This window comes from Frankia sp. R82 (assembly GCF_023716925.1).
Lineage (GTDB): Bacteria > Actinomycetota > Actinomycetes > Frankiales > Frankiaceae > Frankia.
In genome coordinates, this window is the sequence record NZ_JAMQQG010000038.1 from 12,508 (window position 1) to 35,982 (window position 23,475).

22 protein-coding genes and 1 pseudogene are annotated in these 23,475 nt (G+C 71.4%); 11 read left to right on the forward strand and 12 right to left on the reverse strand.

Features of this window, described 5'->3' with window-relative positions; all coding sequences use genetic code 11:
• Window positions 1-18: 18 nt before the first annotated feature.
• The 3 genes from dnaJ to hemW form a co-directional block, all read right to left on the reverse strand.
• Window positions 19-1,161, reverse strand: a complete 1,143-nt coding sequence (dnaJ, locus tag ND747_RS09870; RefSeq protein WP_251733198.1) for a molecular chaperone DnaJ — start codon at window positions 1,159-1,161, stop codon at window positions 19-21.
• Window positions 1,161-2,180 (reverse strand): heat-inducible transcriptional repressor HrcA, encoded by a 1,020-nt coding sequence (gene hrcA / locus ND747_RS09875; protein WP_251733199.1) that lies wholly within the window; start codon window positions 2,178-2,180, stop codon window positions 1,161-1,163. The genes dnaJ and hrcA overlap by 1 nt, the downstream gene beginning before the upstream one ends.
• Before the next feature lie 192 nt (window positions 2,181-2,372).
• Window positions 2,373-3,608 carry a radical SAM family heme chaperone HemW gene (gene hemW / locus ND747_RS09880; RefSeq protein ID WP_251733200.1) on the reverse strand — a complete coding sequence of 412 codons (1,236 nt, stop codon included), beginning with the start codon at window positions 3,606-3,608 and terminating at the stop codon, window positions 2,373-2,375.
• Window positions 3,609-3,830: 222 nt separating this feature from the next.
• Between hemW and ND747_RS09885 the strand changes: the two genes are divergently transcribed.
• Window positions 3,831-4,046, forward strand: coding sequence for a hypothetical protein (locus ND747_RS09885; protein ID WP_251733201.1), 216 nt, complete (start codon window positions 3,831-3,833; stop codon window positions 4,044-4,046).
• A gap of 81 nt (window positions 4,047-4,127) precedes the next feature.
• Here ND747_RS09885 and lepA read toward each other — a convergent pair whose 3' ends face one another.
• Entirely contained in the window at window positions 4,128-5,978 is a 1,851-nt protein-coding gene (lepA, locus tag ND747_RS09890) for a translation elongation factor 4 (RefSeq protein WP_308204597.1), read from the reverse strand.
• A gap of 257 nt (window positions 5,979-6,235) precedes the next feature.
• On the opposite strand from lepA, the gene rpsT reads away from it, so the two are divergent.
• Window positions 6,236-6,505: a 30S ribosomal protein S20 gene (gene rpsT, locus ND747_RS09895; RefSeq protein WP_251733202.1), complete on the forward strand. Its 270-nt coding sequence runs from the start codon at window positions 6,236-6,238 to the stop codon at window positions 6,503-6,505.
• A 10-nt stretch (window positions 6,506-6,515) separates the two neighbouring features.
• Here the strand turns inward: rpsT and ND747_RS09900 are convergent, their stop codons facing one another.
• Genes ND747_RS09900 through ND747_RS09915 form a run of 4 tightly spaced genes read right to left on the reverse strand, consistent with a single transcriptional unit; the run spans window position 6,516 to window position 11,402 of the window.
• On the reverse strand, window positions 6,516-6,830 hold the full coding sequence (locus ND747_RS09900; protein WP_251733203.1) for a hypothetical protein: 315 nt from the start codon (window positions 6,828-6,830) through the stop codon (window positions 6,516-6,518).
• Window positions 6,831-6,841: 11 nt separating this feature from the next.
• The gene (gene holA / locus ND747_RS09905; RefSeq protein WP_251733204.1) at window positions 6,842-7,861 is read right to left on the reverse strand and encodes a DNA polymerase III subunit delta; all 1,020 of its coding nucleotides are present in this window, start codon (window positions 7,859-7,861) and stop codon (window positions 6,842-6,844) included.
• A gap of 12 nt (window positions 7,862-7,873) precedes the next feature.
• Complete coding sequence (locus tag ND747_RS09910; RefSeq protein ID WP_251733205.1) at window positions 7,874-10,381, reverse strand: ComEC/Rec2 family competence protein; 2,508 nt, start codon at window positions 10,379-10,381, stop codon at window positions 7,874-7,876.
• A gap of 4 nt (window positions 10,382-10,385) precedes the next feature.
• On the reverse strand, window positions 10,386-11,402 hold the full coding sequence (locus tag ND747_RS09915) for a ComEA family DNA-binding protein (RefSeq protein ID WP_251733206.1): 1,017 nt from the start codon (window positions 11,400-11,402) through the stop codon (window positions 10,386-10,388).
• A 637-nt stretch (window positions 11,403-12,039) separates the two neighbouring features.
• Here ND747_RS09915 and ND747_RS09920 point away from each other — a divergent pair.
• Entirely contained in the window at window positions 12,040-12,603 is a 564-nt protein-coding gene (locus ND747_RS09920) for a YceI family protein (RefSeq protein WP_251733207.1), read from the forward strand.
• A gap of 125 nt (window positions 12,604-12,728) precedes the next feature.
• The gene (locus ND747_RS09925; RefSeq protein WP_251733208.1) at window positions 12,729-12,923 is read left to right on the forward strand and encodes a ferredoxin; all 195 of its coding nucleotides are present in this window, start codon (window positions 12,729-12,731) and stop codon (window positions 12,921-12,923) included.
• Between the two features lie 118 nt (window positions 12,924-13,041).
• On the opposite strand, the gene ND747_RS09930 is transcribed toward ND747_RS09925, so the two are convergent.
• Entirely contained in the window at window positions 13,042-13,899 is an 858-nt protein-coding gene (locus ND747_RS09930) for an SOS response-associated peptidase (RefSeq protein WP_251733209.1), read from the reverse strand.
• A gap of 42 nt (window positions 13,900-13,941) precedes the next feature.
• Window positions 13,942-14,643, reverse strand: a complete 702-nt coding sequence (locus tag ND747_RS09935) for a M50 family metallopeptidase (RefSeq protein ID WP_251733210.1) — start codon at window positions 14,641-14,643, stop codon at window positions 13,942-13,944.
• A gap of 298 nt (window positions 14,644-14,941) precedes the next feature.
• On the opposite strand from ND747_RS09935, the gene ND747_RS09940 reads away from it, so the two are divergent.
• Both ND747_RS09940 and ND747_RS09945 read left to right on the forward strand, forming a co-directional pair.
• The gene (locus ND747_RS09940; protein WP_251733211.1) at window positions 14,942-15,673 is read left to right on the forward strand and encodes a lysophospholipid acyltransferase family protein; all 732 of its coding nucleotides are present in this window, start codon (window positions 14,942-14,944) and stop codon (window positions 15,671-15,673) included.
• Between the two features lie 112 nt (window positions 15,674-15,785).
• The gene (locus tag ND747_RS09945) at window positions 15,786-16,472 is read left to right on the forward strand and encodes a hypothetical protein (RefSeq protein ID WP_251733212.1); all 687 of its coding nucleotides are present in this window, start codon (window positions 15,786-15,788) and stop codon (window positions 16,470-16,472) included.
• A gap of 105 nt (window positions 16,473-16,577) precedes the next feature.
• Here ND747_RS09945 and ND747_RS09950 read toward each other — a convergent pair whose 3' ends face one another.
• A complete protein-coding gene (locus tag ND747_RS09950; RefSeq protein WP_251733213.1) occupies window positions 16,578-17,741 on the reverse strand; it encodes an alkane 1-monooxygenase in 1,164 nt (387 codons plus the stop codon).
• Window positions 17,742-17,945: 204 nt separating this feature from the next.
• On the opposite strand from ND747_RS09950, the gene ND747_RS09955 reads away from it, so the two are divergent.
• The 4 genes from ND747_RS09955 (at window position 17,946) to ND747_RS09970 (ending at window position 21,614) form a co-directional block, all read left to right on the forward strand.
• Complete coding sequence (locus ND747_RS09955) at window positions 17,946-18,188, forward strand: hypothetical protein (protein ID WP_251733214.1); 243 nt, start codon at window positions 17,946-17,948, stop codon at window positions 18,186-18,188.
• 144 nt (window positions 18,189-18,332) lie between these two features.
• Entirely contained in the window at window positions 18,333-19,235 is a 903-nt protein-coding gene (locus ND747_RS09960) for an AEC family transporter (protein WP_251733215.1), read from the forward strand.
• Between the two features lie 227 nt (window positions 19,236-19,462).
• Window positions 19,463-20,359, forward strand: a complete 897-nt coding sequence (locus tag ND747_RS09965) for a 3-hydroxybutyryl-CoA dehydrogenase (RefSeq protein ID WP_285900286.1) — start codon at window positions 19,463-19,465, stop codon at window positions 20,357-20,359.
• Between the two features lie 91 nt (window positions 20,360-20,450).
• Window positions 20,451-21,614, forward strand: a complete 1,164-nt coding sequence (locus ND747_RS09970; protein WP_251733216.1) for an acyl-CoA dehydrogenase family protein — start codon at window positions 20,451-20,453, stop codon at window positions 21,612-21,614.
• Window positions 21,615-21,617: 3 nt separating this feature from the next.
• Here the strand turns inward: ND747_RS09970 and ND747_RS09975 are convergent, their stop codons facing one another.
• Complete coding sequence (locus ND747_RS09975; protein WP_251733217.1) at window positions 21,618-23,108, reverse strand: LCP family protein; 1,491 nt, start codon at window positions 23,106-23,108, stop codon at window positions 21,618-21,620.
• A gap of 1 nt (window position 23,109) precedes the next feature.
• Here ND747_RS09975 and ND747_RS09980 point away from each other — a divergent pair.
• A pseudogene (locus tag ND747_RS09980) lies at window positions 23,110-23,475 on the forward strand (hypothetical protein); the annotation flags it as partial.

Below are 23,475 nucleotides of genomic sequence, written 5' to 3' on the forward strand. Positions count from 1 at the left end.
GTTGGTCAGCGGGAATCCTCAGCGCCCGCGCCGCTGGCCCCGGCGGCGGAACAGCCCGCTGGCACCACCGCCGGTCGACCCACCGACGACCACCTGGGCCTCCTCGTCCCGGAGCTTGGCGAGTTCCCGCAGCAGCCGCTCCTGCTCGGCGTCGAGCTTCGTCGGCGTCTCGATGTTGATGTGGATGTGCAGGTGGCCGCGACCGGCGGCGCGCAGATGCGGCACTCCTCGGCCGGCGAGCCGGATGACCTCACCGGGCTGGGTACCGGGCTTGACGGCGATCGTCTCGGTCCCGTCCAGGGTCTCCAGGGTCGCGGACGTGCCGAGCGCCGCAGAGGTCATCGGCAGCGGAAGCTCGCAGTGCAGGTCGTCACCCTCACGGGTGAACACCGCATGCTGGCGTTCGGAGACCTCGACGTACAGGTCGCCGGAGGGACCACCGCCCGGGCCGACCTCACCCTCGCCGGAAAGCCGGATACGCATGCCGTCCTCAACCCCGGAGGGAATCTTGACGGTGAGGGTGCGGCGCTTGCGGACCCGGCCGTCGCCGCCGCAGTCCCGGCACGGATGCTCGATCACGGTGCCGGTGCCCGAACAGCGCGGGCAGGGGCGCGAGGTGACCATCTGCCCCAGGAAGGAGCGGGTGACCTGCTGGACCTCGCCCCGACCGGAACAGGTCGTACAGGTCGACGGGTGGGTGCCCGGCGCGGCACCGGCGCCGGTGCAGGTCGTGCAGACCGAGGCGGTGTCCACGGTGATCTCGCGGGTGGCACCGAAGGCCGTCTCGGCCAGGTCAAGCTCGAGGCGCAGCAGCGCGTCGTTGCCGCGGCGGACCCGCGAGCGGGGCCCACGACTCGTGCCGCCACCGAAGAACGCGTCCATGATGTCGCCGAGGCCGCCGAAACCGGCACCGAACGGCGAGGCACCACCACCCCCGCCGCCGGGGGCGAGCGGGTCACCGCCGAGATCGACGATCTGCCGCTTCTCCGGGTCGGACAGCACCTCGTAGGCGGCGGTCACGCTTCGGAAACGCTGTTGCGCCTCCTGGTCGGGGTTGACGTCGGGATGCAGCTCCCGGGCCAGTTTGCGGTACGCCCGCTTGATCTCGTCGTTCGACGCGTCTCGACGCACGCCGAGAACGGCGTAGTAGTCCACGGCCATCAGTCGGCACCCAAGAGTTCACCCACGTATTTGGCGACGGCCCGCACGGCCGCCATCGTCCACGGATAGTCCATCCGCATCGGCCCGACCACGCCCATGCCGCCCAGCGCGAAGGGTCCGCGGCCGTAGCCGGTGGCCACGACCGCCGTCGACCGCAGGGCATCCACGTCCGTTTCTCGGCCAATGCGTACCGTTACAGTACCGGTATCCCGGGCCGACCCGATGAGCTTCATCAGCACGACCTGCTCCTCGAGCGCCTCAAGGATCGAGCGCAGCGAGTCGGCGAAGTCGACGGTGGCCCGGGTGAGATTCGCCGTGCCGGCCATGGCGATGCGCTCCTCCTGGGGTTCCACCAGGGTCTCGAGCACCGCGCCGGCCATCGTTGCGACGCACGGCCGCAGCTCCGGACGGGTCAGGTCCGGCAGCGCCGAGACCGCCTCGGGGGCGTCGGCCAGGCGCTGCCCGGTGAGCGCGCAGTTCAGCGTGGTGCGCAGCTCGCTGACCGTCTCCTCGTCCACCGGGGTCAGGCTCTCGATGATCCGTTGCTCGACCCGACCCGTGTCGGTGATGATCACCATGAGCAGTCGGCGCGGGCTGAGCAGGACCACCTCGATGTGGCGCAGGCTGCTGCTCGTCATCGTCGGGTACTGCACGACGGCCACCTGACGGGTGAGCTGGGCGAGCAGGCGTACCGAGCGGTTGACCACATCGTCGAGGTCGACCGCGCCCTCCAGGAAGCTCTGGATCGCCCGCCGCTCGGCCCGCGACAGCGGCTTCACCCCGGACAACCGGTCGACGAACAGCCGGTAGCCCTTGTCGGTGGGAATCCGCCCGGCGCTGGTGTGGGGCTGCGTGATGTAGCCCTCTTCCTCCAGCGCCGACATGTCGTTACGCACGGTGGCGGGCGAGACGCCGAGATTGTGCCGCTCCGCCAGCGCCTTGGAGCCCACCGGCTCATTGCTCAGGACGAAGTCCTCCACAATGGCGCGAAGGACTTCCAGACGCCGATCCTCCAGCACGCGGTCGCACCCCCTTCGGCAGGCGTGACGTGGCCGGACGGCGGTGCGTGCACCGACCGACACCGGGCCTGGCACTCGGCTACTGCGAGTGCCAAGTGTAGCCCGCCGCCCCGACCCGAGGCTCACAACATAAGCCGTCACACAACAAGCCGGCGAGGTTCCGGCAAGGTTCCCCCAGGCCACCTGGACGACTCAGTCCGCAAGCAACGCCCGCACCACCGTGTCGGTGAGCAGCCGGCCACGACGGGTCAACCGCACGACGGCGGACTCCAACCCGCCGGGTTCGACCAGGCCGGAGCGGGCCAGCTCGCCCGCCGCGGCCCGGCCGGCCTCGTCCAGTTCGGCCACGGGGAGCCCCTCGGCCAGGCGGACTCCGAGCATGATCCGCTCTACCCGCCGGGTGTCGGCGTCAAGCTCCTCGCGGGCGGACGCGGGGCTGCGGCCCGCACCGAGCCGGGCGGCGTACTCGGCGGGATGGCGCACGTTCCACCAGCGCACGCCGCCGATGTGGCTGTGCGCGCCGGGCCCGAAGCCCCACCAGTTGTCCCCACGCCAGTAGCCGAGGTTGTGCCGGCAGCGGGCCGCGGGGCTGCTCGCCCAGTTGCTGACCTCGTAGTTGACGAGCCCCGCCGCGCCCAGTACCTCGTCGGCCATCAGGTAGCGGTCGGCCAGCAGGTCGTCGTCGGGTTCGAGCAGCTCGCCACGACGCACCCGCCGGGCGAGCTTCGTGCCGTCCTCGACGGTGAGCGCGTAGGCGCTGACATGATCCGGGCCGAGATCGACGGCGGCTCGTAGGCTGGCCTGCCAGTCGGCGTCCGACTCACCGGGAGCACCGTAGATCAGGTCGAGGCTGACCTGGTCGAACCCGGCTTTGCGCGCCCACCGCATCACCTCGGACACCCGACCCGGGGTGTGCCGACGGTCGAGGGCGGCGAGCACGTGCGGGCGGTCGCTCTGCATACCGAACGAGATCCGGGTGTAGCCGGCGGCCCGAAGCTGCTCGAGCTGGGCGGGATCCACCGACTCCGGATTGGCCTCGGTGGTGACCTCCGCGTCCGCCGCAAGGCCGAATTCGTCCGCCACCAGCCGCAGCAACCGGGCGAGATCGGCGGGCGGCAACAGGGTCGGCGTGCCGCCGCCCAGAAACACCGTGGACACCGGAAACCCGACCGGACCGAGCACCCGGCGGGCCAGGCGGATCTCGGAGCCGGCGATGTCGACGAAGGTCGTCAGACCCACCGACGAGACCAGCGCACCGCCGAGATCGGCCGCCGTGTAGGTGTTGAAGTCACAATAGCCGCAGCGTGCCGCACAGTACGGCACGTGCACGTAGACACCGAACGGGCGCCTGTCCAGTTCGGCCAGCGCATCGGCGGGCAGCGCGCCGTCGTCGGGGGGAGCTGCCCCGTCGGGAGGCTTTTGTGGCATGCCCCCAGTGTGCCCCCGACAGGTGGGTATACGGCAACGCAATGTTCGCCGGATCCATGAGCAGGCCCAGGAGAGCTACAGAGGGACCACGGGCGGATACCCCGGAACGAGCACCCGCGCGCACCCGACACCCCGCCGCGTTTTGCCGTTGTTGTGGACAGAACGGAGGATTATGGGCGACAAGTCGTGGATCAGTGGCACCCGATACGAAAAGATCAGGTCATGGACGATGACGCCAGGTCTGTGCTCTCGGAGATCTCCGCGCTGCTCCCACCCCGCACCACCGTTTATCACTCCAGTGCGGCCGCAGGCGCCGTGGGCCAGCCCTTCGTCCCACTCGTCCCCCCGCACCCCCTCGTCGAACCAGTGACCGAGCCGATCGTTCTGCCCACCGCGCCACTGCCGGCCGGCTGGCCCGGGAGCCGGCCGGCCAGGTGATCCGGGTGTCGGCCACGGCGCGGCGGGCGATGTCGGCCCCGCCGCAACCGGCACCCGACGCGCTGCATGCCGCCCGCCGCGCTACTTGCCGCCCGACGCGGTCCTGCCCCCATCGGTGGACAGCGCTGCGATGAAGGCCTCCTGCGGCACCTCGACCCGCCCGATGGTCTTCATCCGCTTCTTGCCTTCCTTCTGCTTCTCCAGCAGTTTGCGTTTGCGGGTGATGTCGCCGCCGTAGCACTTGGCCAACACGTCCTTGCGGATGGCTCGGATGTTCTCCCGCGCGATGATCCGGCTGCCGATCGCCGCCTGGATCGGAACCTCGAACTGCTGACGGGGGATCAGCTCACGCAGCCGGGAGGTCATCGACACGCCGTAGGCGTAGGCCTTCTCGCGATGGACGATCGCGGAGAAGGCGTCAACCGTCTCCCCCTGGAGCAGAATGTCCACCTTGACCAGGTCTGCCAGCTGCTCTCCGGCCGGCTCGTAGTCGAGGCTCGCGTACCCCCGAGTCCGCGACTTCAACGAGTCGAAGAAATCGAAGATGATCTCACCGAGTGGAAGTGTGTACTTGAGCTCCACCCGGTCCGCGGACAGGTAGTCCATGCCCAGCAGCACTCCGCGACGGCTCTGGCACAGCTCCATGACCGCGCCGACGAAGTCGGTCGGCAGCAGCAGCATCGCCTGCACGATCGGCTCGTACACCTCGGCGATCTTGCCGCCGGGCCAGTCGCTCGGGTTGGTGACGGTGACCTCGGAGCGGTCCTCCATCACCACCCGGTAGACGACGTTCGGCGCGGTGGAGATGAGCGTGAGGTTGAACTCGCGCTCCAGGCGCTCCCGGACGATCTCCAGGTGCAGCAGGCCGAGGAAGCCGCAGCGGAAGCCGAAGCCGAGCGCCGCGGACGTCTCCGGCTCGTAGGTCAGGGCGGCATCGTTGAGCTGCAGCTTGTCCAGTGCCTCCCGCAACGCCGGATACTCACTGCCGTCAATCGGGTACAGTCCGGAATAGACCATCGGCAGCGGGTCCCGGTAGCCGCCGAGCATCTCGACGGCCGGACGCCGGGTGGTGGTGATCGTGTCGCCGACGCGGGCCTGCCGGACGTCCTTCACTCCGGGGATGACGTAGCCGACCTCGCCGACCGACAGCGACCCGGTGGGATGCGGGTCCGGCGAGATCACGCCGACTTCGAGCGTCTCGTGGCTCGCCCCGGTCGACATCATCAGGCAGCGGTCCCGGGTGGTGAGGGTGCCGTCCATCACCCGGACATAGGTGATCACCCCGCGGTAGATGTCGTACACGCTGTCGAAGATCATCGCTCGGGCGGGCCCGTCCGGGTCACCGACCGGGGCCGGAATCTGGCGGACGATCTCGTTGAGCAGCTCCGGGACGCCCTGGCCGGTCTTGCCCGAGACCCGCAGCACCTCCGCCGGGTCACAGCCGATGATGGCCGCGATCTCCGCGGCGACCTTCTCCGGCTGTGCCGCCGGGAGGTCGATCTTGTTCAGCACCGGAATGATCGTCAGGTCGTTCTCGATCGCCAGGTACAGGTTGGCCAGCGTCTGCGCCTCGATGCCCTGGGCCGCATCGACCAGCAGCACCGCCCCCTCGCAGGCGGCGAGCGACCGGCTGACCTCGTAGCTGAAGTCCACGTGCCCGGGCGTGTCGATGAGATGCAGGATGTACTCGTGGCCGTCGTCGGCCTGCCAGGGCAGCCGCACGTTCTGCGCCTTGATCGTGATCCCGCGCTCACGCTCGATGTCCATCCGATCGAGATACTGCGCGCGCATGTTGCGCGCCTCCACGACGCCGGTCACGCCGAGCATGCGGTCGGCGAGAGTCGACTTGCCATGGTCGATGTGGGCGATGATGCAGAAGTTACGGATCATCGCCGGGTCGGCGCCGGGCGCCAGATGCGGGGCTGCGGACACGCGGAAGGTTCTCGTTTCGCTCGCGGCGGGCACGGGAGCACCTCCCGTGCCGGGAATCAGGTCGGCCTCACCCTTCATCGTGCCAGGAGCCGTCGGCCTGCATCCTGCCAGGAGCCGACGCCGGCGCACCGGGTGACATCCGGTTTGATAATCTGCGCACGCGGCCAGTGGTCGTACGATGACCTGTCTGCACCATCCCAGCCGAGCACCCTCGCGGCTGGACACCATCCCGACTCGACATGCAGAGGTTCCTTCGCGTGGCCAACATCAAGTCGCAGATCAAGCGCAACCTCACCAACGAGAAGCGGCGGCTGCGCAACAAGGCGGTCAAGTCCGAGCTCAAGACGCACGTCCGGCGCTTCCGTGAGGCTGTCGAGGCCGGCGATGTCGAGCGTGCCGACGTGACGCTGCGGGCCGCCAACCGCAAGCTCGACAAGGCCGCCAGCAAGGGCGTGATCCATCTCAACCAGGCCGCGAACCGCAAGTCGGCGCTGGCCCGCGCTCACGCGAAGCTGACCGCCAGCTGACGTCGTCCGGTCAGGCCGGGGTGCCGTCGGCCCCCGGCTTTTCTGCATGCCCGGCCTCCGCTTCGCTCAGGCCAGCCTGATCGTTTTTGCCGGCCCGATCGCTTCGGTTGGTCTGGCCGCCGTGCTCGGTCTGGTCAGTCTGGATGTCGGCTGGGTCCGGCCGCACCAGTTGTTCGAGTACCTCGTGATAGCCGACGGCGGCGACGACGGCTACGGGCAGGGCCAGTACGACCCAGGCACTCGCCAAATCTCCGAGCGCGACAACCACGGTGAGCAGCCCGGTGACTGTGACGAGCGTGCCGCGTGCCCAGCCGGCTGGCAGCACTCGCAGGTCCGTCATCCTCGCCCTCCTCGGTGTGCCCGGTCGCGCGGGAACGCGCGAGCCACCGCTACCTCACGTAGCAGCTTCTCCAACGCGTAGCCCGCATCGACGGACCCACCCTTGACGCCGGCGTCGGCCTGCGCCGCAGCCCGCAGTGCGTGCCCGAGCCCAGGATCCGACCAGGCCCGGGCGGCCCGCTGGGCCTTGTCGACCTTCCAGTCCGGCATCTTCAGCACCCGGGCCAGATCGGCTTTGTTTCCCCCGCCCGCGGCGGAGACCCGGGCGAGCTCACGCAGCCCGCCGGTGATCGCGCTGGAGATCAGCACCGGCGCGGTGCCGCCCTCGATCGCCTGACGCAGCAAGGTCATCGCCTGTGGCAGGTCGCCGCCGATGATCGCGTCGGCGACCGCGAAGCCGGAGGCCTCGGCCCGACCGCGATGGAACCGGGCGACCGCGGCTTCATCGAGCAGGCCACCCTCGGTGTCGGCCACGAGCTGATCACAGACCGCGGCAAGCTCACGCAGGTCGCCGCCGACCGCGTCGAGCAGGGCCCGAGTGGCACCCTCGCTGATCCGACCGCCGAGTCGGCGTACCTCGGCGACCACGAAGTCGTGCCGATCCCGCGGCCGAGTGATCTTCGCCGCGGGCATGATCCGGGCACCGGCGGACTTCATCGCGTCGGCCAGCTTGCGATTGCGCACCCCACCGGAGTGCACCAGCACGAGCACGACATCGGGCGGCATCCGACCGATGTGGACGAGCAGGGCGTCGCGCAGTTCGTCACCGAGATCCTGCGCGCCGCGGACCACGACCACCCGCCCGCCGCCGAACATCGACGTGGCGCCGAGGTCGACCAGATCCGCCTCGGTCAGCTCTCCGGCTCCCCGATCGACGATCTCCACGTCGGGGTCACGCGCCCGCGCAGAATCGATCACCGCCCGCACCGCCCGACCGACCAGAAGATCCTCATCGCCCTGGACGAGCACGAGTGACACCGGTCCGGCGGGATCCGCAGACGCGGCGGAGGGGGGCATGCGGTCAGCATGTCACGATCCGTCCCGGGGGCCGCGACGCACCACCGAGACCTCGTGCCGCCGCCCCGGAGCGCCCACCGTTTCCGGCCCTGCCACCGCCCCTCCCGGCCCGGAGGCCGGACCGTCAGGTGCCGTGACGGCCAGGGCACCGTCCCGGTCGGTGCGGCCGATCGCGACTCCGGCCTGGCGCAGGATCCGCAGGGTGGCCGCCGCGGGATGGCCGTAGTCATTGCCCACGCCGACGCTGACCAGGGCGTACCGAGCTCGTGCCGCGCGCAGGAAACCGGGGTCCTGGTCGGCCGAGCCGTGGTGCGGCACCTTGAGCACATCCGCACGCAGTGCCGCCGCGGCGTCCAGCGCGCCGAGTACTGCCTGCTGGGCGACGGCCTCGACGTCCCCGGTGAGCAGGATTCGCACCTCGCCCACCTGCGCGGACACGAGCAGACTGTCGTTGTTCGGATCGCTGTCCGTGCCGTGCAGCAGCACCCGCGGGGCGAGCACCGTCCAGCCGACGGCACCGACCTGTCCTCGGCTGCCCGCCGTGACGGTACGTACCGGCACCCCGGCCTGCCCCGTCCACCGGCGCACCAGCCGCCACTGGCCGGCCGGCTCACGCAGCGTCCCGACGAGCACCGCGCCCACCCGGCGCCGGCCGAGTACGCCGGGCAGACCGTTGACATGGTCGGCGTGCAGATGGCTGAGGATGATCGCCGGTAGCTCCCGCACGCCGAGATCGTCAAGGCAGCGGGTCAGCAGCGCCGGGTCGGGACCTGCGTCGACGAGCACCGCCTGCCCGGGTGCGACGCGCAGGACCAGCGCATCGCCCTGTCCCACGTCACAGGCCACGATCCGCCAGTCGGGCGGCGGCCAGGGAGCGATCCGGTCGACTACCGTGCACCGGGCGACCAGCAGCCCGGCCAGTGCCGCGGCAGCGATCCGGCGGGCAGCCCGGCGACGCAGCACGGCCGCCGCAGCCACGACACCGGCAGCGGCCGTACCGGCCCCGAGCAGGCCCTGGGGCCAGCCGATCGTGGCGGCGGGCAGCCCCGCGGCGGTACGGGCCACCGTCACCAGCCACCAGCAGGGCAGATCGGCGGCGTGCGCGAGCCAGCGGGCCGGCTCCGGTGCCACCGCGGCGACAAGCAGGGTCAGTACTCCCAGGACCGTTGCCGCCGGCACGGCCGGGGCGGCCGCCAGATTCGCCGGTATGGCGACCATGCTGATGCCACCGCCGAGCCAGGCCAGCAGCGGCGTGCAGGCGAGCTGGGCGGCGGCCGCGACAGCGAGCGGCTCGGCGATCCGACGGTGCAGGCGGCGGGCGAACCCGCTGTGCCAACCCGGCGCCAGAATGATCATTCCTGCGGTGGCCTGGACGGACAGCGCGAACCCGACGGAGACCGCGAGCGTCGGCCAGCCGAGCACGAGCACCGTGACACTCGCCGCGAGGGCGGCCAGCGCCGCTCTGGGCCGCCCGGCGGCGAACGCGGCGAGTCCGATGAGTCCCATCACTCCGGCACGCAGCACGCTCGGTGAGGGTCGGGCCAGCACGACGAACGCGAGCAGCGCACCGACGCCGAGCGCGGCCCGGCTCCGGGTGCCGCCGCGAGCCCGGCCGGCGAGCAGCAGTGCCGTGGCGGTCACGATCGCGACGTTGCCGCCGCTGACCGCGGTCAGGTGGGTCAGTCCAGCGGCCCGGAAGTCGTCGCGCAGGTCGTCGTCGAGAGCGGAGACGTCGCCATCGACCAGGGCGGGCAGCAGTCCACGACGTGGCTGTGGCAGGCCGCTGGTCGTGGTGCGCAACCCCGACCGCAGCCGGCCGGCGGCCCGTTGCAGCCGGTTCGGACCGCCCCGCAGCCGGGGTGCGGTGTCCCGGACCAGCAGCGCCCCGGCAACCGTGGGATCGCGCCGGGGTGGGGAGAGCCGACCGCTGACCTCGAGGTGCTGGCTGGGCAGCAGGTCGCGCCAGGCCGCGCCGTGGACCAACAGGACCACCCGGGCGTGCACACGCAGGCGGACGGAGCCGGCCGCGACCCGCTCGAGGCGGGCTGGTACGACGAAAGAGGGAGCACCCCGGCCGGCAGCGCTCTCCGAGCCGCCCGCCGTGGTGGCGATGATCCGTGGATCGTCGGCGATGACGGCCCGCGCGGTGACTGTCGCCTCTCGGCCGACCAGGTCCGCGAACGGCCCCCGGTCCCCCGGGCGGGTCTCGAGGCCGCCGGCAAGCAGGCCGGCGGCCAGGAACGCCACCGCCACAGTGGCCAGTGCCGGCCCCGCGGCCAGGGCGACCAGCACATCGCGACGCTGGCAGCGGCGACGCTGCACGACGAGCAGCAGTGGCATGGCGAGCACGACGGCAGCCGCGAGCGCAAGAACCACATCCGGCAGGGTCGTGCCCACCGACGTCGCGGCGCCGCCCCAGGCGGCCACTGCCGGCACGATCAGCCGCGCGTCGAGGGGTTGTGGTGTCGGCGACGGCCGTTCGGCCAGGGCCAGACCCGTCTCCAGGCCGACGGCGACCACGCGCTCAGATCCTGATCAGCGGCAGCAGGTCAGCGAGGCGCCTGTCGCCGACCCCGGTGACCTCGCCCAGCTGCTGAGGTGAGCCGAAGGGGCCGTGTTCGACCCGCCACTGCACGATCCGCTGGGCGAGCACCGGGCCGACTCCGGGTAGCGCGTCCAGCTGCTCGGCGGTGGCGCTGTTGAGGTTCACCGGGCTGCCCGAGCCGGTTGTGCCGGCCCCCGCCGCGACTGCACCTGCACCGCCGGATCCTGCCGCCGGACCACTGGCGGATCCTGCCGGCGCGTCCGATGACGGCCCGGGCCGGCCGTCGACCAGGATCTGTTCGCCGTCGACGAGCACCCGGGCGAGAGCGACACCCGTGGTGTCGACGCCGGGCAGCGCTCCGCCGGCCCGGTCGAGGGCATCGACGACGCGCGAGCCCGCGGCCAGCCGCACTACTCCCGGCCGATGTACTCGGCCGGCCACGTCGACCACCACCTCGCCCACCGGCGCACCCGTCCGGCCAGCCGAGCCCGTTGTCGCGGTCCCGACGACGGGCGCCGAGACCTCGTCGCCGGCCGGCCCGGGCGAGAGCGCGGCGATCATGGTCGAAGAGGTGACCGGAGCCGCGCTCACCGGGACCGGGCGGTGCTGCCAGGCAACCCAGGTGGCAAGGACCGCAGCCCCGAGTGCGACGAGCGCGAGCACCAGCGCGGCGCTCGCCGTCGGCGCCACCACCGCCGAGCGCAGAGTCAGCGGCAGCCGGTCGGCGAGCCGAGCCCGCAGCAGCCGCAGGCGACCGGCAGCTGGCGACGCCGGCGTCCCGCCGCCCAGATCGCCGAGGTCGTCACGACTGCCGGGCTCGGCGCGGTCGCCGAGGTCATCGCGGCTGCCGTAAGCGTCGCCATCGCCGATGTCGGCCCGGTCGCCCAGGTCGGCGTGGCTGCCAAGACCAGCACGGCCGCTGGTGTCGTCACGATCGTCCGCTCTGGCCAGGCTCCCGGTGACGCGGACGTCCACGAGATCGTCCGGCTCATCCACCCAGTCGAAGAGCAGATCACCGCTGGCCCAGTCGTTCTCTCCCCGGTCACCAGACCCGCCCGGACCAAACGATCGCCCATCCAGGTGGTGCGGTCGATCTGTAGCAGGAACCTGCCCGGCGAACCTTCCCGCCCGCACGCGACGCCGCGGCGAGGACGTGGCGGAGGCCGGGCCTGGCACCGGCATCGGGGGCAGTACCGGTGTGGAGGGCAGTACCGGTGTCGCGGGCAGGGCCGGCATCGAAGAAGACGAGCCGGGCATCGAAGACGAGGCCGGCACGGATGACGGGGCCGACGCGGCGGCGGGATCGGGCCGACGCCGGGGTCGGCCCGGTGGATGGGGAGACGACGAACACCCGGGTCCCGGGGTGGTGGTGACCATGGGCGAACCGTAGATCGCCCGACGGTCGGCCGGCAGTCCCCGACCGTGTGCTGTGGACAGAACGCCGTTGTCCACAGCCTGTGCCGGCTCGTCTTGCGGTGTTCATCTGGCCGACGGAATATGCGCCCGGGACGGACGTTGACCCAGGCTGTAAGTTGCGCCTGCAATCAACTTTCGCCCACAGCGACCGCCAGATCACCGTTACCGGCCCGCCCGAGGCCGGCCCGCTGACTGGCAGCAGTCCCAGGAGGACGCGATGACCGCCCCAGCTCCCGCCGCGATCAATCTGACCGGCACCTGGACGATCGACCCGGCCCACACCCGCATCGGGTTCTCCGCCCGCCACGCGATGGTCACCACCGTGCGTGGGCAGTTCAAGGACGTGGAGGGAGTTCTCCAGCTCGACGAGGCCGACCCGACCGCATCGAGCGCGTCCGTGACGATCCAGACCGACTCGTTCGACACGGGCGTGGCGGACCGGGACGGCCACGTGAAGTCGGCGGACCTGCTCGACGTGGCCACCTACCCGACGATCACTTTTGTCAGCACCGGCGCGGCGGCCGGCAAGGGCGAGGACGAGTACGTCCTGACCGGCGAGCTCACGATCCGTGGGGTCACCAGCTCGGTCGACCTTGACGTGACGTTCGAGGGCAGCTCCAAGGACCCCTTCGGCAACATCCGCGCAGGTTTCACCGCGACCACGACGATCAGCCGCAAGGACTTCGGGATTTCCTTCAACGCCGCCCTGGAGACCGGCGGAGTCCTGCTCAGCGACAAGATCAAGATTGAGCTGGACATCTCGTCGATCAAGAGCTCCTGACCCGGAGGACGCATCCGCTTCCCGGTGGCCGCGCCTCAGACCGAGACGTCGCTGTTGCGTGACCGACCTCGGCGGTATGGTCCACACGACCACGACATTCTGGAAGCAGTACGGGAGGTTCGCCGATGCGCGTGAACGTCGATTTCGACCGCTGCGTGAGCAGTGGGACGTGTGTCCGGCTTGTTCCGGATATTTTCGAGATCCGCGACGACGGCTATCTCTACGTGCTGAACGAGGAGCCGGACGAGTCGCGGGCAGATGATCTTCAGGAAGCGATCGAGTGCTGTCCGACCGAGGCCATCAGTCTCAAGGACGCCTGATCGCCAACCGCTGACGACGCCTGCGGTCTGGCGCGGGGTCATATCCATCCGGACGTGTCCGGTAGGTATGGCCCCGCGCCACGCGAATGTCGCTCTGCTTCGGCTACACCTGCTTCGGCTACACCTGGTACGACACATCCGGTGACGGATGGGTGGACAGTGCCGTGGCGGACGGACCGCCGGCCTCCTCGATCGCCTCGGCCACGGCCGCGTCGAGCTCGACCGGGTCCGTCAGCTCGGCGCCCTTGTTACGGACGTTCCCGACGGCCGTACTGACCGGATGGGCCAAGAGCACCCCGGCGGACGCCGGACGCAGCAGCGGAGCAAGGTCGGCCGGGTCGGTGGCCGGGTCGATCCAACGGTCCCAGGCGGCGACGGGGAGGATCACCGGGGACCGGTCGTGCAGGAACGCCAGCCCCTCGGCCGCGGTGGTGGTGAGAATCGTGAACGTCGCCAGAGGTGTGTCGCCCTTGCGCCAGACCTCGTAGAGCCCGGCGAAGGCAAGGATGTCGCCGGTCGCCGGGTGACCCGCCGGATACATGTAGAACGGCTGGCCTCGGCGCGATCCCCCGCCCGGGCGAAACCACTCGTAGAAGCCGGTGGCGGGGACCAGGCAGCGCCGGGCGGCGTACGCCGCCCGGAACGACGGTTTGGTCGCGACCGTCTCCGCGCGGGCGTTGATCATTCGAGCGCCGATCGACGGGTCCTTCGCCCAGGACGGAACCAGCCCCCACGTCGCCAGCCGCAGCACCCGCCCGGTGCCCGACGCGGCCCCGCCGTCGCCGGCCTTGCCGTCACTGCCGGGTCGGCCAGCGCCGCCGTCCTGGGCCGACAGCGACTCCGCGACCACGATCGGCATCGTGGAGGTGGGCGCAACGTTGGTGCTCTCTCGAAGGGAACCGGCGGTCTCGTCGCGCGCGGACATCGCTGCGACCAGGTCGTCGGACTTCAGCTTCTGCGTGTAACGACCGCACATGCTGTCCGAGTCTCCCAGTCACCTCCGACAGTTCCAGCCTGCTCAGGAGGGCCAGTCGAACAGCAGAGTCGCTCCCCCCGCGGCGCAGCCCAGCCCGCACAGGCCGAACACCCCCACCCAGACGACTGCGGGCACCCTGGTCAGCCGGGCAAGCTGGTCGGGGTCGGAGTCATGGGCGCGCCGACGTCGACGTTGCCGCTGCACCTCGACCACCGGACGCAGCGCACCGAGCAGCAGAAAGCAGGCGATGTAGGTAGCAAAACCGGCGCGTGCGGTCGGCGGCGCGAACCAGGAGATCACCAGGATCACGGCCGTGCTGACCGCGAGCGACAGCACACCGAAGCCGTTGCGGATCACCACCAGCATGGCCAGCAGCAACGCGACGCACAGTTGCAGCACCAGGCTGGAGCGACCGACCGCCAGCAGCCCGACCGCACCCAGTCCGATCAGTGACGGCGCCGGATAGCCCGCGGCCACCGTGGCGACGACCCCCAGGCCGGTCGGGCGGCCGGAGGAGACCGTGACTCCGGAGGTGTCGGAATGCAGCCGCACCCCGGCGAGGCGACGACCGCTGAGCACCGCCACCAGCGCATGGCCGCCCTCGTGGGCGATCGTGATGACGTGCCGCGCGACCGGCCACAGCCGGTTGCTGAGCACCGTCACCGCCGCGAGGACCGCGGCCAGGATCAGCACCCAGCCAGGCGGATCCGGCTGTGCCTCGATGCTGCGCCGCAGGATGTCCATCCAGTCCGCTCCCTCCGGCCTGACCACCGGCCGCATCCGGGCATCGACCGGCCACCGGGCACCAGCGCACCGCACCCCAACGACAGCACACCCGAACGACGGCACAACGGTCGACGAAAGGACATCATCGCTGCTGGATCGTCCCTTGTGTGCCGGGGGTCCGCAGGGGCGCCAGGGTCCGGCGGGGACGGTCCCGCTCCTGGCCCTGGCCACGACCGGACACGGCGTAGGGTCGCAGGCGGGCAGCGAAGCCCGGGGGGCGAGAACCGACAGGGACTATCCAAGGAGTGGCCTGCCCGTGGCGGAATATGTCTACCGGCCGGTCGTCGGCGTGGCCAAGGGGCTGTTCGCCGCCCTTCGACTGCGGATCGACGTCCAGGGCATCGAGCACGTCCCGACGTCCGGCGGCGCGATCGTGCTGATGAACCACGTGTCCTATCTCGACTTCGCCCTCGCCGGTCTGCCGTTCTGGCAGGCCGGACGCCGGCCGGTGCGCTTCATGGCGAAGAAGGCGGTGTTCGACCACCGGATCGGCGGGCCGTTGATGCGGGGGATGCACCACATCCCGGTCGACCGCCAGGCGGGGGCGGCGTCGCTGCGGGAGGCGTTGCAGGCGCTGCACGCCGGGGAGCTGGTGGGCGTCTTCCCCGAGGCGACGATCAGCCCGAGCTTCTGTCTCGGCCCGTTCAAGTCCGGGGCGGCCCGGATGGCGGCGGCCGCCAAAGTCCCGGTTGTCCCGATGGTCATCTGGGGCAGCCAGCGCGTCCTGACCAAGGGGCGACCGCTGCGCCTGCGGGAGGCGATCGGCACCCCCATCACAATCGCTGTGGGCGCACCGGTACCACCCGCGGACTTCGCCGACCGGCAGGCCGGGACCGACGCGCTACACAAGATCATGACGGAGCTGCTCGACACCGCCCAGCGGCGCTACCCTCGTCCCGCCCCCGGGGAACCCGACTGGTGGCTGCCCGCGCACCTTGGCGGATCCGCGCCACCACCGCCGAGCGAGTCTGCCGACGACGCCGGCTGAAGGCCCGACCCGGCCACCCACTGGTGCCGGGCGAGCCGTTCGCCGTCGTCGCGCCCGGTATCGTCCGCCACGGTGATCGCCTTTCGGGGCGCAGCGGCGGAGGTGGTCGAAGGTGCCCGTCGCGGGCTGGATGCTGGTGCTGGTCGCCGCCGCGGCGCTGATCGTCACGGCCGCACTGGTCGACCGGCGCGGCGGCGGACGATATGCGCTGCGCCGGCGGTTCGGCCCGGAGTACGACCGGGCCGTCGCCGAGTTCGGCAACCGCCGCGCGGCGCACCGCCATCTGCTGGCCGTCGCCGAACGGCGGGACACCCTCACCCTGGTCACCCTCAGCGAACAGGAACGGGCTGCGTTCCTCCGCCGTTGGCAGGGCCTGCAGGGGCGCTTCGTGGACGACCCGGGCGGGGTCACCCGTCAGGCCGACGGGCTGGTCAGCGAGGTGATGCGGGCCCGCGGCTACCCGGAGGGCAGTTTCCGCGAGCGCGTCGAGCTGCTGTCGGTGGATCATCCCCAGCTGGCGCAGACCTACCGCCGCGCGCACGCGGACGCCCACGCCGACGCGGGCGCCGCCCCGGGTGGCCGACCCGACACCGAGACCCTGCGCCAGGCCTTGCTGCGCCTGCGGGACCTGTTCAACCGCCTGCTCGGACCCACCTCGAAGCCAGCCGCAGCCACCTCGGCGACCGCCACCGCCACTCCCCCGGCCGCTGCCCGGCCAGCGTCACCGTCCGGAAAATCCGGGCCGGCCAGCTCCGGCGACCCACCCGCCTCCGCCAGTGCCATCAGCCCGGCCGGTTGACGCGGCACAACCGGCTCACGCAGCTCTGGCAGCAGGACCGACCGGCTGCGGCACCAGCCGGTGACAGAACCAGTCAGCGACAGAACCAGCCGGTGGCGGTAGCGGTCAGCGGCGGTAGCGGTCGGCGAGAGCCTGGGCGCGGGACGCCTGGACATGGGCCAGCGTCAGATCGCCGCCGTAGTGGGCGAGCACCCGGTCGTCCATCAGGCGGAACCAGACCGGCGGCAGCCAGGCGGCGACGAGCAGGGTGGCATACCCCGCGGGTAGCTGCGGCGACTCGGCGAACGAGCGCAGGACCTGATAGCGCCGGCCCGGGTGAGCATGGTGATCGCTGTGCCGTTGCAGCTGGTAGAGGGCCAGGTTGCTGACCACCGCGTCGCTGTTCCAGCTGTGCCGCGGGGTGACCGGTTCGTAGCGTCCGCTGGCGGTACGGGCCCGCGCGAGGCCGTAGTGCTCGATGTAGTTGACCCCTTCGAGCAGAGTCACCCCGACCAGGGCCTGGGCCACCAGAAAGACACCGACACCGACACCGAGGATTCCACCGAGCGTCCCGAACAGGGCCGCGGTGAGCAGCCAGCCGCGCACGACCTCGTTGCGCACCGACCACACCCGCCGTCCACGTCCGCGGAGCCGTCCGGCCTCCAGCGCCCAGGCCGAGCGCACTCCCCCGAGGACGGTCCGCGGCCAGAACCGCCAGAAGCCCTCGCCGAGGCGGGCACTGGCCGGATCCTGCGGAGTCGCGACCCGGGCGTGATGGCCTCGGTTGTGCTCGACGAGGAAATGGCCGTAACCGGTGGCGGCCAACATCAGCCGGGCCAGCGCCCGTTCGAGCCGTCCCCGGCGATGGCCCAGTTCGTGGGCGGTGGTGATCCCCACCCCGGTGACGCATCCGACGGAAAGCACCGCGCCGACGCGCGCCATGGCCGAGAGGTGACCCTCGCTCCAGGCGGCGGCGCCGAGCGCCAGGGCGAGGCCGGCCAGCGGCAGGTACAGATAGGTGCAGCGCCGGTAGTACCGGTCGGCCTCAAGCTGGGCCCGGACCGCCTCGGGCGGGTTCGCCGGGTCCGGCGGCGAGCTGAGATCAAGCAGCGGGACCAGGACGAACACGAACAGCGGGGTGATCCACCAGTGCAGCCCGACTCCGGTGCGGTGCCACAGCCCGTAGCCGACGATCGCCGTCAGGGGGACGACGGTGGCGGTGAGCCACATGTACCGTTTGCCGTCGCGCCAGGCGGGACGGCCGGGCGCGGTGAGCACGGGGGCGACCATCTGGACCTCCGATCCACCGGGCGGACCGGCGCAGCGCCGGACGCGCCGATTCAGCCGCGACGACCAACCAACGATCATCCGACGCCGCCGACGGGTCAATCTGCCAGCCCGATCGGGGCGGGCACAACAGGAGCTCCACCACACGACACCCGGGTGCCACCCGAGAACGGTGACACCGCCCCGACGCCACGCAGGTCCCGGTCGATGACCGACTCGCCGCCCTGGGTCGGTGGAGTGATGGTCGCCACGCTGATCCTGCCGCTGCTGATCCTGATCACCTACACCCTGCTGCCGCTGCCCGGGCAGGTACGGTTCGGCGCCGGGAACTACGTCCTCGCCGGAGTGCTGTTCGCTCTGAACATCGGCCTGCCTCGCCTGCTGCGCCGTGTCCGCCGTCTGCGCCGACACCGGCAGGACCGGTGGGGGCGGGGCTCTCGACGGCCATGACACAGGACGCGCTCGGCGGCCGTGACGCAGGACGTCCACGACCTCGGGCGCGCAGTGTCGACGCCGCGGAACGCGCAGTGTCGACGAGGTGGGACGCGCCACGATGCGGCCTGCCGGGCGGCACCGAGCTGCCACCATGGCCCGGTGTCCGCGCTGGTCGTCCTGCTGGTGGGGCTGGCGGCCGGGATCGGTGTCCGGCGCCGGCTGCGGCCACCGCCGGCGGCCGCCGCGGTGGTGAACACCTGGCTGCTCGACATCGCACTGCCCGCCCTGGTGCTGCACGCGGTGCACATCGTCGAGTTCCCAGCCGATCTTGCACTGGTCGTGGCCGCGCCCTACCTGCTGTTCGCGATCTCCAGCGGGCTCTACCTGCTCGCGGCCCGGCTCCTACGCCTGCCCAGGCAGACGGTGATCGCGCTGATCGCCGCGACCGCGGTGGCGAACACCAGCTTCGTCGGCTTCCCGATGGTCACCGCGTTCTACGGCGCCGACGACGTGCCGATCGCCGTTCTGGTCGACCAGCTCGGCTCGTTCCTGCTGGTGAACACCGTCGTTCTCGTCGCGGTGACGGTCGTCGCCGGGGCGGCGCTGCCCCGGGCGGAGCTGGCCCGGCGGGTGCTGACCTCACCGGCGCTGATGGCCCTGGTCTGCGCGCTGGCGCTGCGCCCGGTGGATTTTCCGTCCTGGCTGGACGGCGCGCTGGTCTCGCTCGGCGGTACCCTCACCCCACTTGCCCTGTTCTCGATCGGCATGCAGCTCGAGGTTCCGGCGGCTCGGCGGTACTGGCGGGAGCTCGTCCTCGGGCTCGGGGTGAAGCTGGTCGTAGCCCCGGCGCTTGTCGTCGGCTGCTACGCGCTGGTCGGCGGGCTGGGCAACCATGGTGTGACCATCGCCCTGTTCGAGACGGCGATGCCGCCGATGGTCGCCGGCGCGCTGATCGCCGCCCGGTACGACCTGGCCACCCCGCTGCCCAGCCTGCTGGTGGGGGTGGGCGTGCCGCTGAGCCTGCTCACGCTGCCGCTGTGGGTCCTCGCGCTCGGTTCCTGACCTGGCCTCGATCTCACCCCTGAACCCGTTCCGGACGACCCCCGAACCCCGCAAAAACGATCTTGAACGGGGTGAATCTGGTGAGTCGGACAGGCCCACCGTCTAGGGTGGATGGCAGGGCGATCGCCGACGAATCCGTGGTGTCGGCGTCGTCGGCGTGCCCGGATCCGGGGCGTCGGCGTCCGAGAGGAGTGGGATCTTCGGTGAGTGCGGTGCAGGCAGCGACGCTGGCGAACGGTGCGACCGCAGCCACGGCAGAGGCGGCGGGGTACACCCGCCTCGGTGTGATCGGCTGCGGCCTGATGGGGTCCGGCATCGCCGAGGTGGCGGCCCGCGCAGGGCTCGACGTGGCCGTCCGCGAGATCAACGAAGGGGCACTCGAGGCCGGCCGCAAGCGCCTGACCTCCTCGTTCGACCGGGCACTGCGCGGCGGAAAGATCAGCGAGTCGGACCGGGACGCGGCGCTGGCCCGCCTGACGTTCACCACCGAGCTGGACGCGTTCGCCGACCGCGATGTCGTCGTCGAGGCGATCGCGGAGAACGAGCAGCTCAAGGCGGAGATCTTCGGCACTCTCGACAAGGTCGTCACCCGCCCTGACGCACTCTTCGCCTCCAACACCTCGTCGATTCCGATCATGAAGCTGGGGGTGGCGACGTCCCGGCCGGAGCAGGTCGTCGGCATCCACTTCTTCAACCCGGTGCCGGTGCAGAAGCTCGTCGAGATCGTCCCGTCACTGCTGACGTCCGAGCAGACCGTCACCGCCGCCGAGAGCTTCGCCACCGAGGCGCTGGGCAAGCAGACGATCCGCTCCACCGACCGTGCCGGCTTCGTGGTCAACGCGCTGCTCGTGCCGTTCCTGTTGTCCGCGATCCGGATGCTCGAGTCCGGCCTGGCCGCCGCCGACGACATCGACAACGGCATGGTGCTCGGCTGTGCCCATCCGATGGGTCCGCTGAAGCTGTGCGACCTCATCGGCCTGGACACGATCAAGGGCGTGGCCGACTCGATGTACGCCGAGTTCAAGGAGCCGCTGTACGCCGCGCCGCCGCTGCTGCTGCGGATGGTCGACGCGGGTCTGCTCGGCCGTAAGAGCGGACGCGGGTTCCACACGTACACCCGATAGGCATCCGGCGCCGGGTGTCGGGTGCCGGTCAGCTGATGTCGGGTATCCGGGCATCATCGAGGATGTGACTGCGACCAGCGGGCAGGCTGCCATGAACGCGTCGTTCGACCTTTACCAGCTTCCCGAGGAGCACATCGCGCTGCGGGAGGCGGTGCGCACGCTCGCCGAGAAGGAGATCGCCCCGTACGCGGCGGACGCCGACGAACACGAACGCTTCACCGTGGAAGCCTACGACGCGCTCGCCCGCGCGGGCTTCGCCGCGGTGCACATCGACGAGGCCTACGGCGGGCAGGGGGCGGACTCGGTCGCCACCTGCATCCTGATCGAGGAGGTCGCCCGGGCGTGCGCGGCGAGTTCGCTGATCCCGGCGGTGAACAAGCTCGGCAGCCTGCCGATCATCCTGTCCGGATCGGAATCACTCAAGCAGCTCGTGCTGCCGTCGGTGGCCAGCGGCGAGGCGATGATCTCCTACGCGCTGTCCGAGCGGGAGGCCGGTTCCGACAACGCCTCGATGCGCACCCGGGCCCGCCTCGACGGCGACCACTGGGTCCTGGACGGCACCAAGGCCTGGATCACCGGTGCCGGCGAGTCGACCTGGTACACGGTGATGGCCGTGACCGATCCGAACGCGGCCCGCCGCGTCGACGGCATCTCGGCGTTCGTCGTGCACCGCGACGACCCCGGCTTCACGGTGGGCACCAAGGAGCGCAAGCTCGGCATCAAGGGCTCCCCCACCGCCGAGATCCACTTCGACGGCGCCACCATCCCGGCAGACCGGATCATCGGCGAACCCGGCACGGGCCTGCGCACCGCACTCGCCACCCTCGACCACACCCGCCCGACCATCGGCGCCCAGGCCGTCGGCATCGCCCAGGGGGCGCTGGACGCGGCGTTGGCCTACGTTCGCGACCGTCGCCAGTTCGGCCGGGCCATCGCCGACAACCAGGGTGTGCAGTTCATGCTCGCCGACATGGGCATGAAGATCGAGGCGGCCCGCCACCTGGTGTATGTCTCGGCGGCCCGCGCCGAGCGTGGCGAGACCGGCCTCGGTTTCGTCTCCGCCGCCGCCAAGTGCTTCGCCTCGGACGTCGCCATGGAGGTCACCACCGACGCCGTCCAGCTCTTCGGCGGCGCCGGCTACACCCGCGACTTCCCCGTCGAACGCATGATGCGCGACGCCAAGATCACCCAGATCTACGAGGGCACCAACCAGATCCAGCGCGTCGTCATGTCCCGCCAGCTCCTGCGCGGCTGAGCGCTAGTTGATGCAGGCGGCGGCCGCGGTCGTGGTCGGGACCACGGTCGGGCTGGCCGACGGGAGCGAGGCCGACGGGCTGGTCGATCCGGCGGCGTCGATGCCCGCGGCTGATCTGCCGGTCGCGGTGACCGTGGGCGTCACCGCGGTGAACCGGGTGGCCTGGTCGGCGCCGGGCAGAGCGGTTCCGGCGACGACGACCGGGGCGGTGGCAGCGATGGTCGTCTGGCTGGCCGCATCCGAGATGGTGGCCGTGGCGCTGCGGGCGGTGGACGCATCCGTGCCGGCAGCCTCCGCAGGGCTGCCCGTGGGGGTCGGAGCTGTCGTCGCGGCGCGCTCGCCCATCTGCTCGGCGAAGAAGGCCCGGACGGCGTTCGGGTCGTAGTAGAAGTAGAACGCCGGGGACGAGACCTGGCCGGTGATCGGGATGGTGGCGAACGTCACCGAGCCGGTGTTCATTCCGCGCAGTCGTTCGGCGAGCAGGCGCAGATCCGCGAGGCTGGTGCCGTCGTCGAGCACGGCCGCGTTGGTCAGCGCGTTCAGGAAGGACGTCAGCTTCGCCGGGCTCAGCAACACGTCGGAGGACGCCACCTTGCGGAACACCGCTGCCATGAACGCCTGCTGGCGGTGGATGCGGGACAGGTCGCCGTCGAGAAAACCGTGACGTTGGCGGACGAACGCGAGGGCCTGCGCGCCGACGAGATGGTTCGTGCCGGGCACGCCGACGAAGCCGGAACTCGGGTCGTTCAGGTTCGTCGAGTGGACCCGGCGGCCGTTGTCCAGGGTGAGCGGCTCGACGTAGGGCGAGGCGACCAGGCAGACGTCGACGCCGCCGATCGCGGTGGTCATCTGCTGGAAGCCACCGAAGTCGATCTCGGCGTAGTGGTCGATGCGGACGCCCGTGAGCTGCTCGAGGGTGGCGACCAGCAGGGCCGGGCCGCCACTGTTGAAGGCGCTGTTCACCCGGTCGCGGCGGGCGCGGTGGCTCGTGCCGTCCGCGTCGGTGTAGGACGGGATCGGCACGTACAGGTCGCGGGGAACGGACACGACCGAGGTGGTGCCGTCGGAATCCAGGTGAGCGATCATCATCGTGTCGGAGCGGGCGCCGCCGACCTTCGCGGCATCGCTGCCGGTGCGCACGTCCGAGCCGACGAGCAGCCAGTTCTCCGTGCCCACCGGCACCGTCGGCGGCCGGGTGACATCGGCGTGCGGCAATGCGATGTCGGCCCGGTCGATCCGGCGATCATAGGCTGTGATGATCACCCAGCCGGCGACCGAGGTGACCAGAACGGTGAAACTCACCAGCCCGGCAAGCCACAGCAGCAGGCGCGACCGCAGCCGTCGGCGCACCGGTGGGGCCGGCGGCTCGTCGCGATCGCTCGGGCCGCCGGCCTTGGCCATGGCCACCACCGACAGCCCGCCGGCGGGCAGCGCGTCCTCGGGCAGCACCCCGGACGTCACCACCCCGGAGATCGCCACCTCGGACGTTGCCACCTTGAACGTTGCCACCTTGGACGTTGCCACCCCAGCCGCCGCCGTCCCGGTGGCCACCATCCCGGACGTCGCCGGGGCCTGCGCCGCTGCGGACGCCCCCGCGGCCCTGGCCCGCGTCGGCAGTTCCGCCGTCGGCAGCTCGACCCGCCCGCCCCCCGCCGCGCTGCCGCGCGGGATCGGCGTCGTCTCGGGCGCGGGATGCGTGCGGTCGACGCCGTCAGTACCTGCGGCGGCGACCGCGGCGGGGGGCCCCCCCCCCGCCCCCCCCCCCCCCCCCCCCCCCCCCCCACCCCCCCCCCCCCCCCCCCCGCGCCCCCCCCCCCCCCCCCCCCCGCCCCGCCGCCCCCCCCCCCCCACCCCCCCCCCC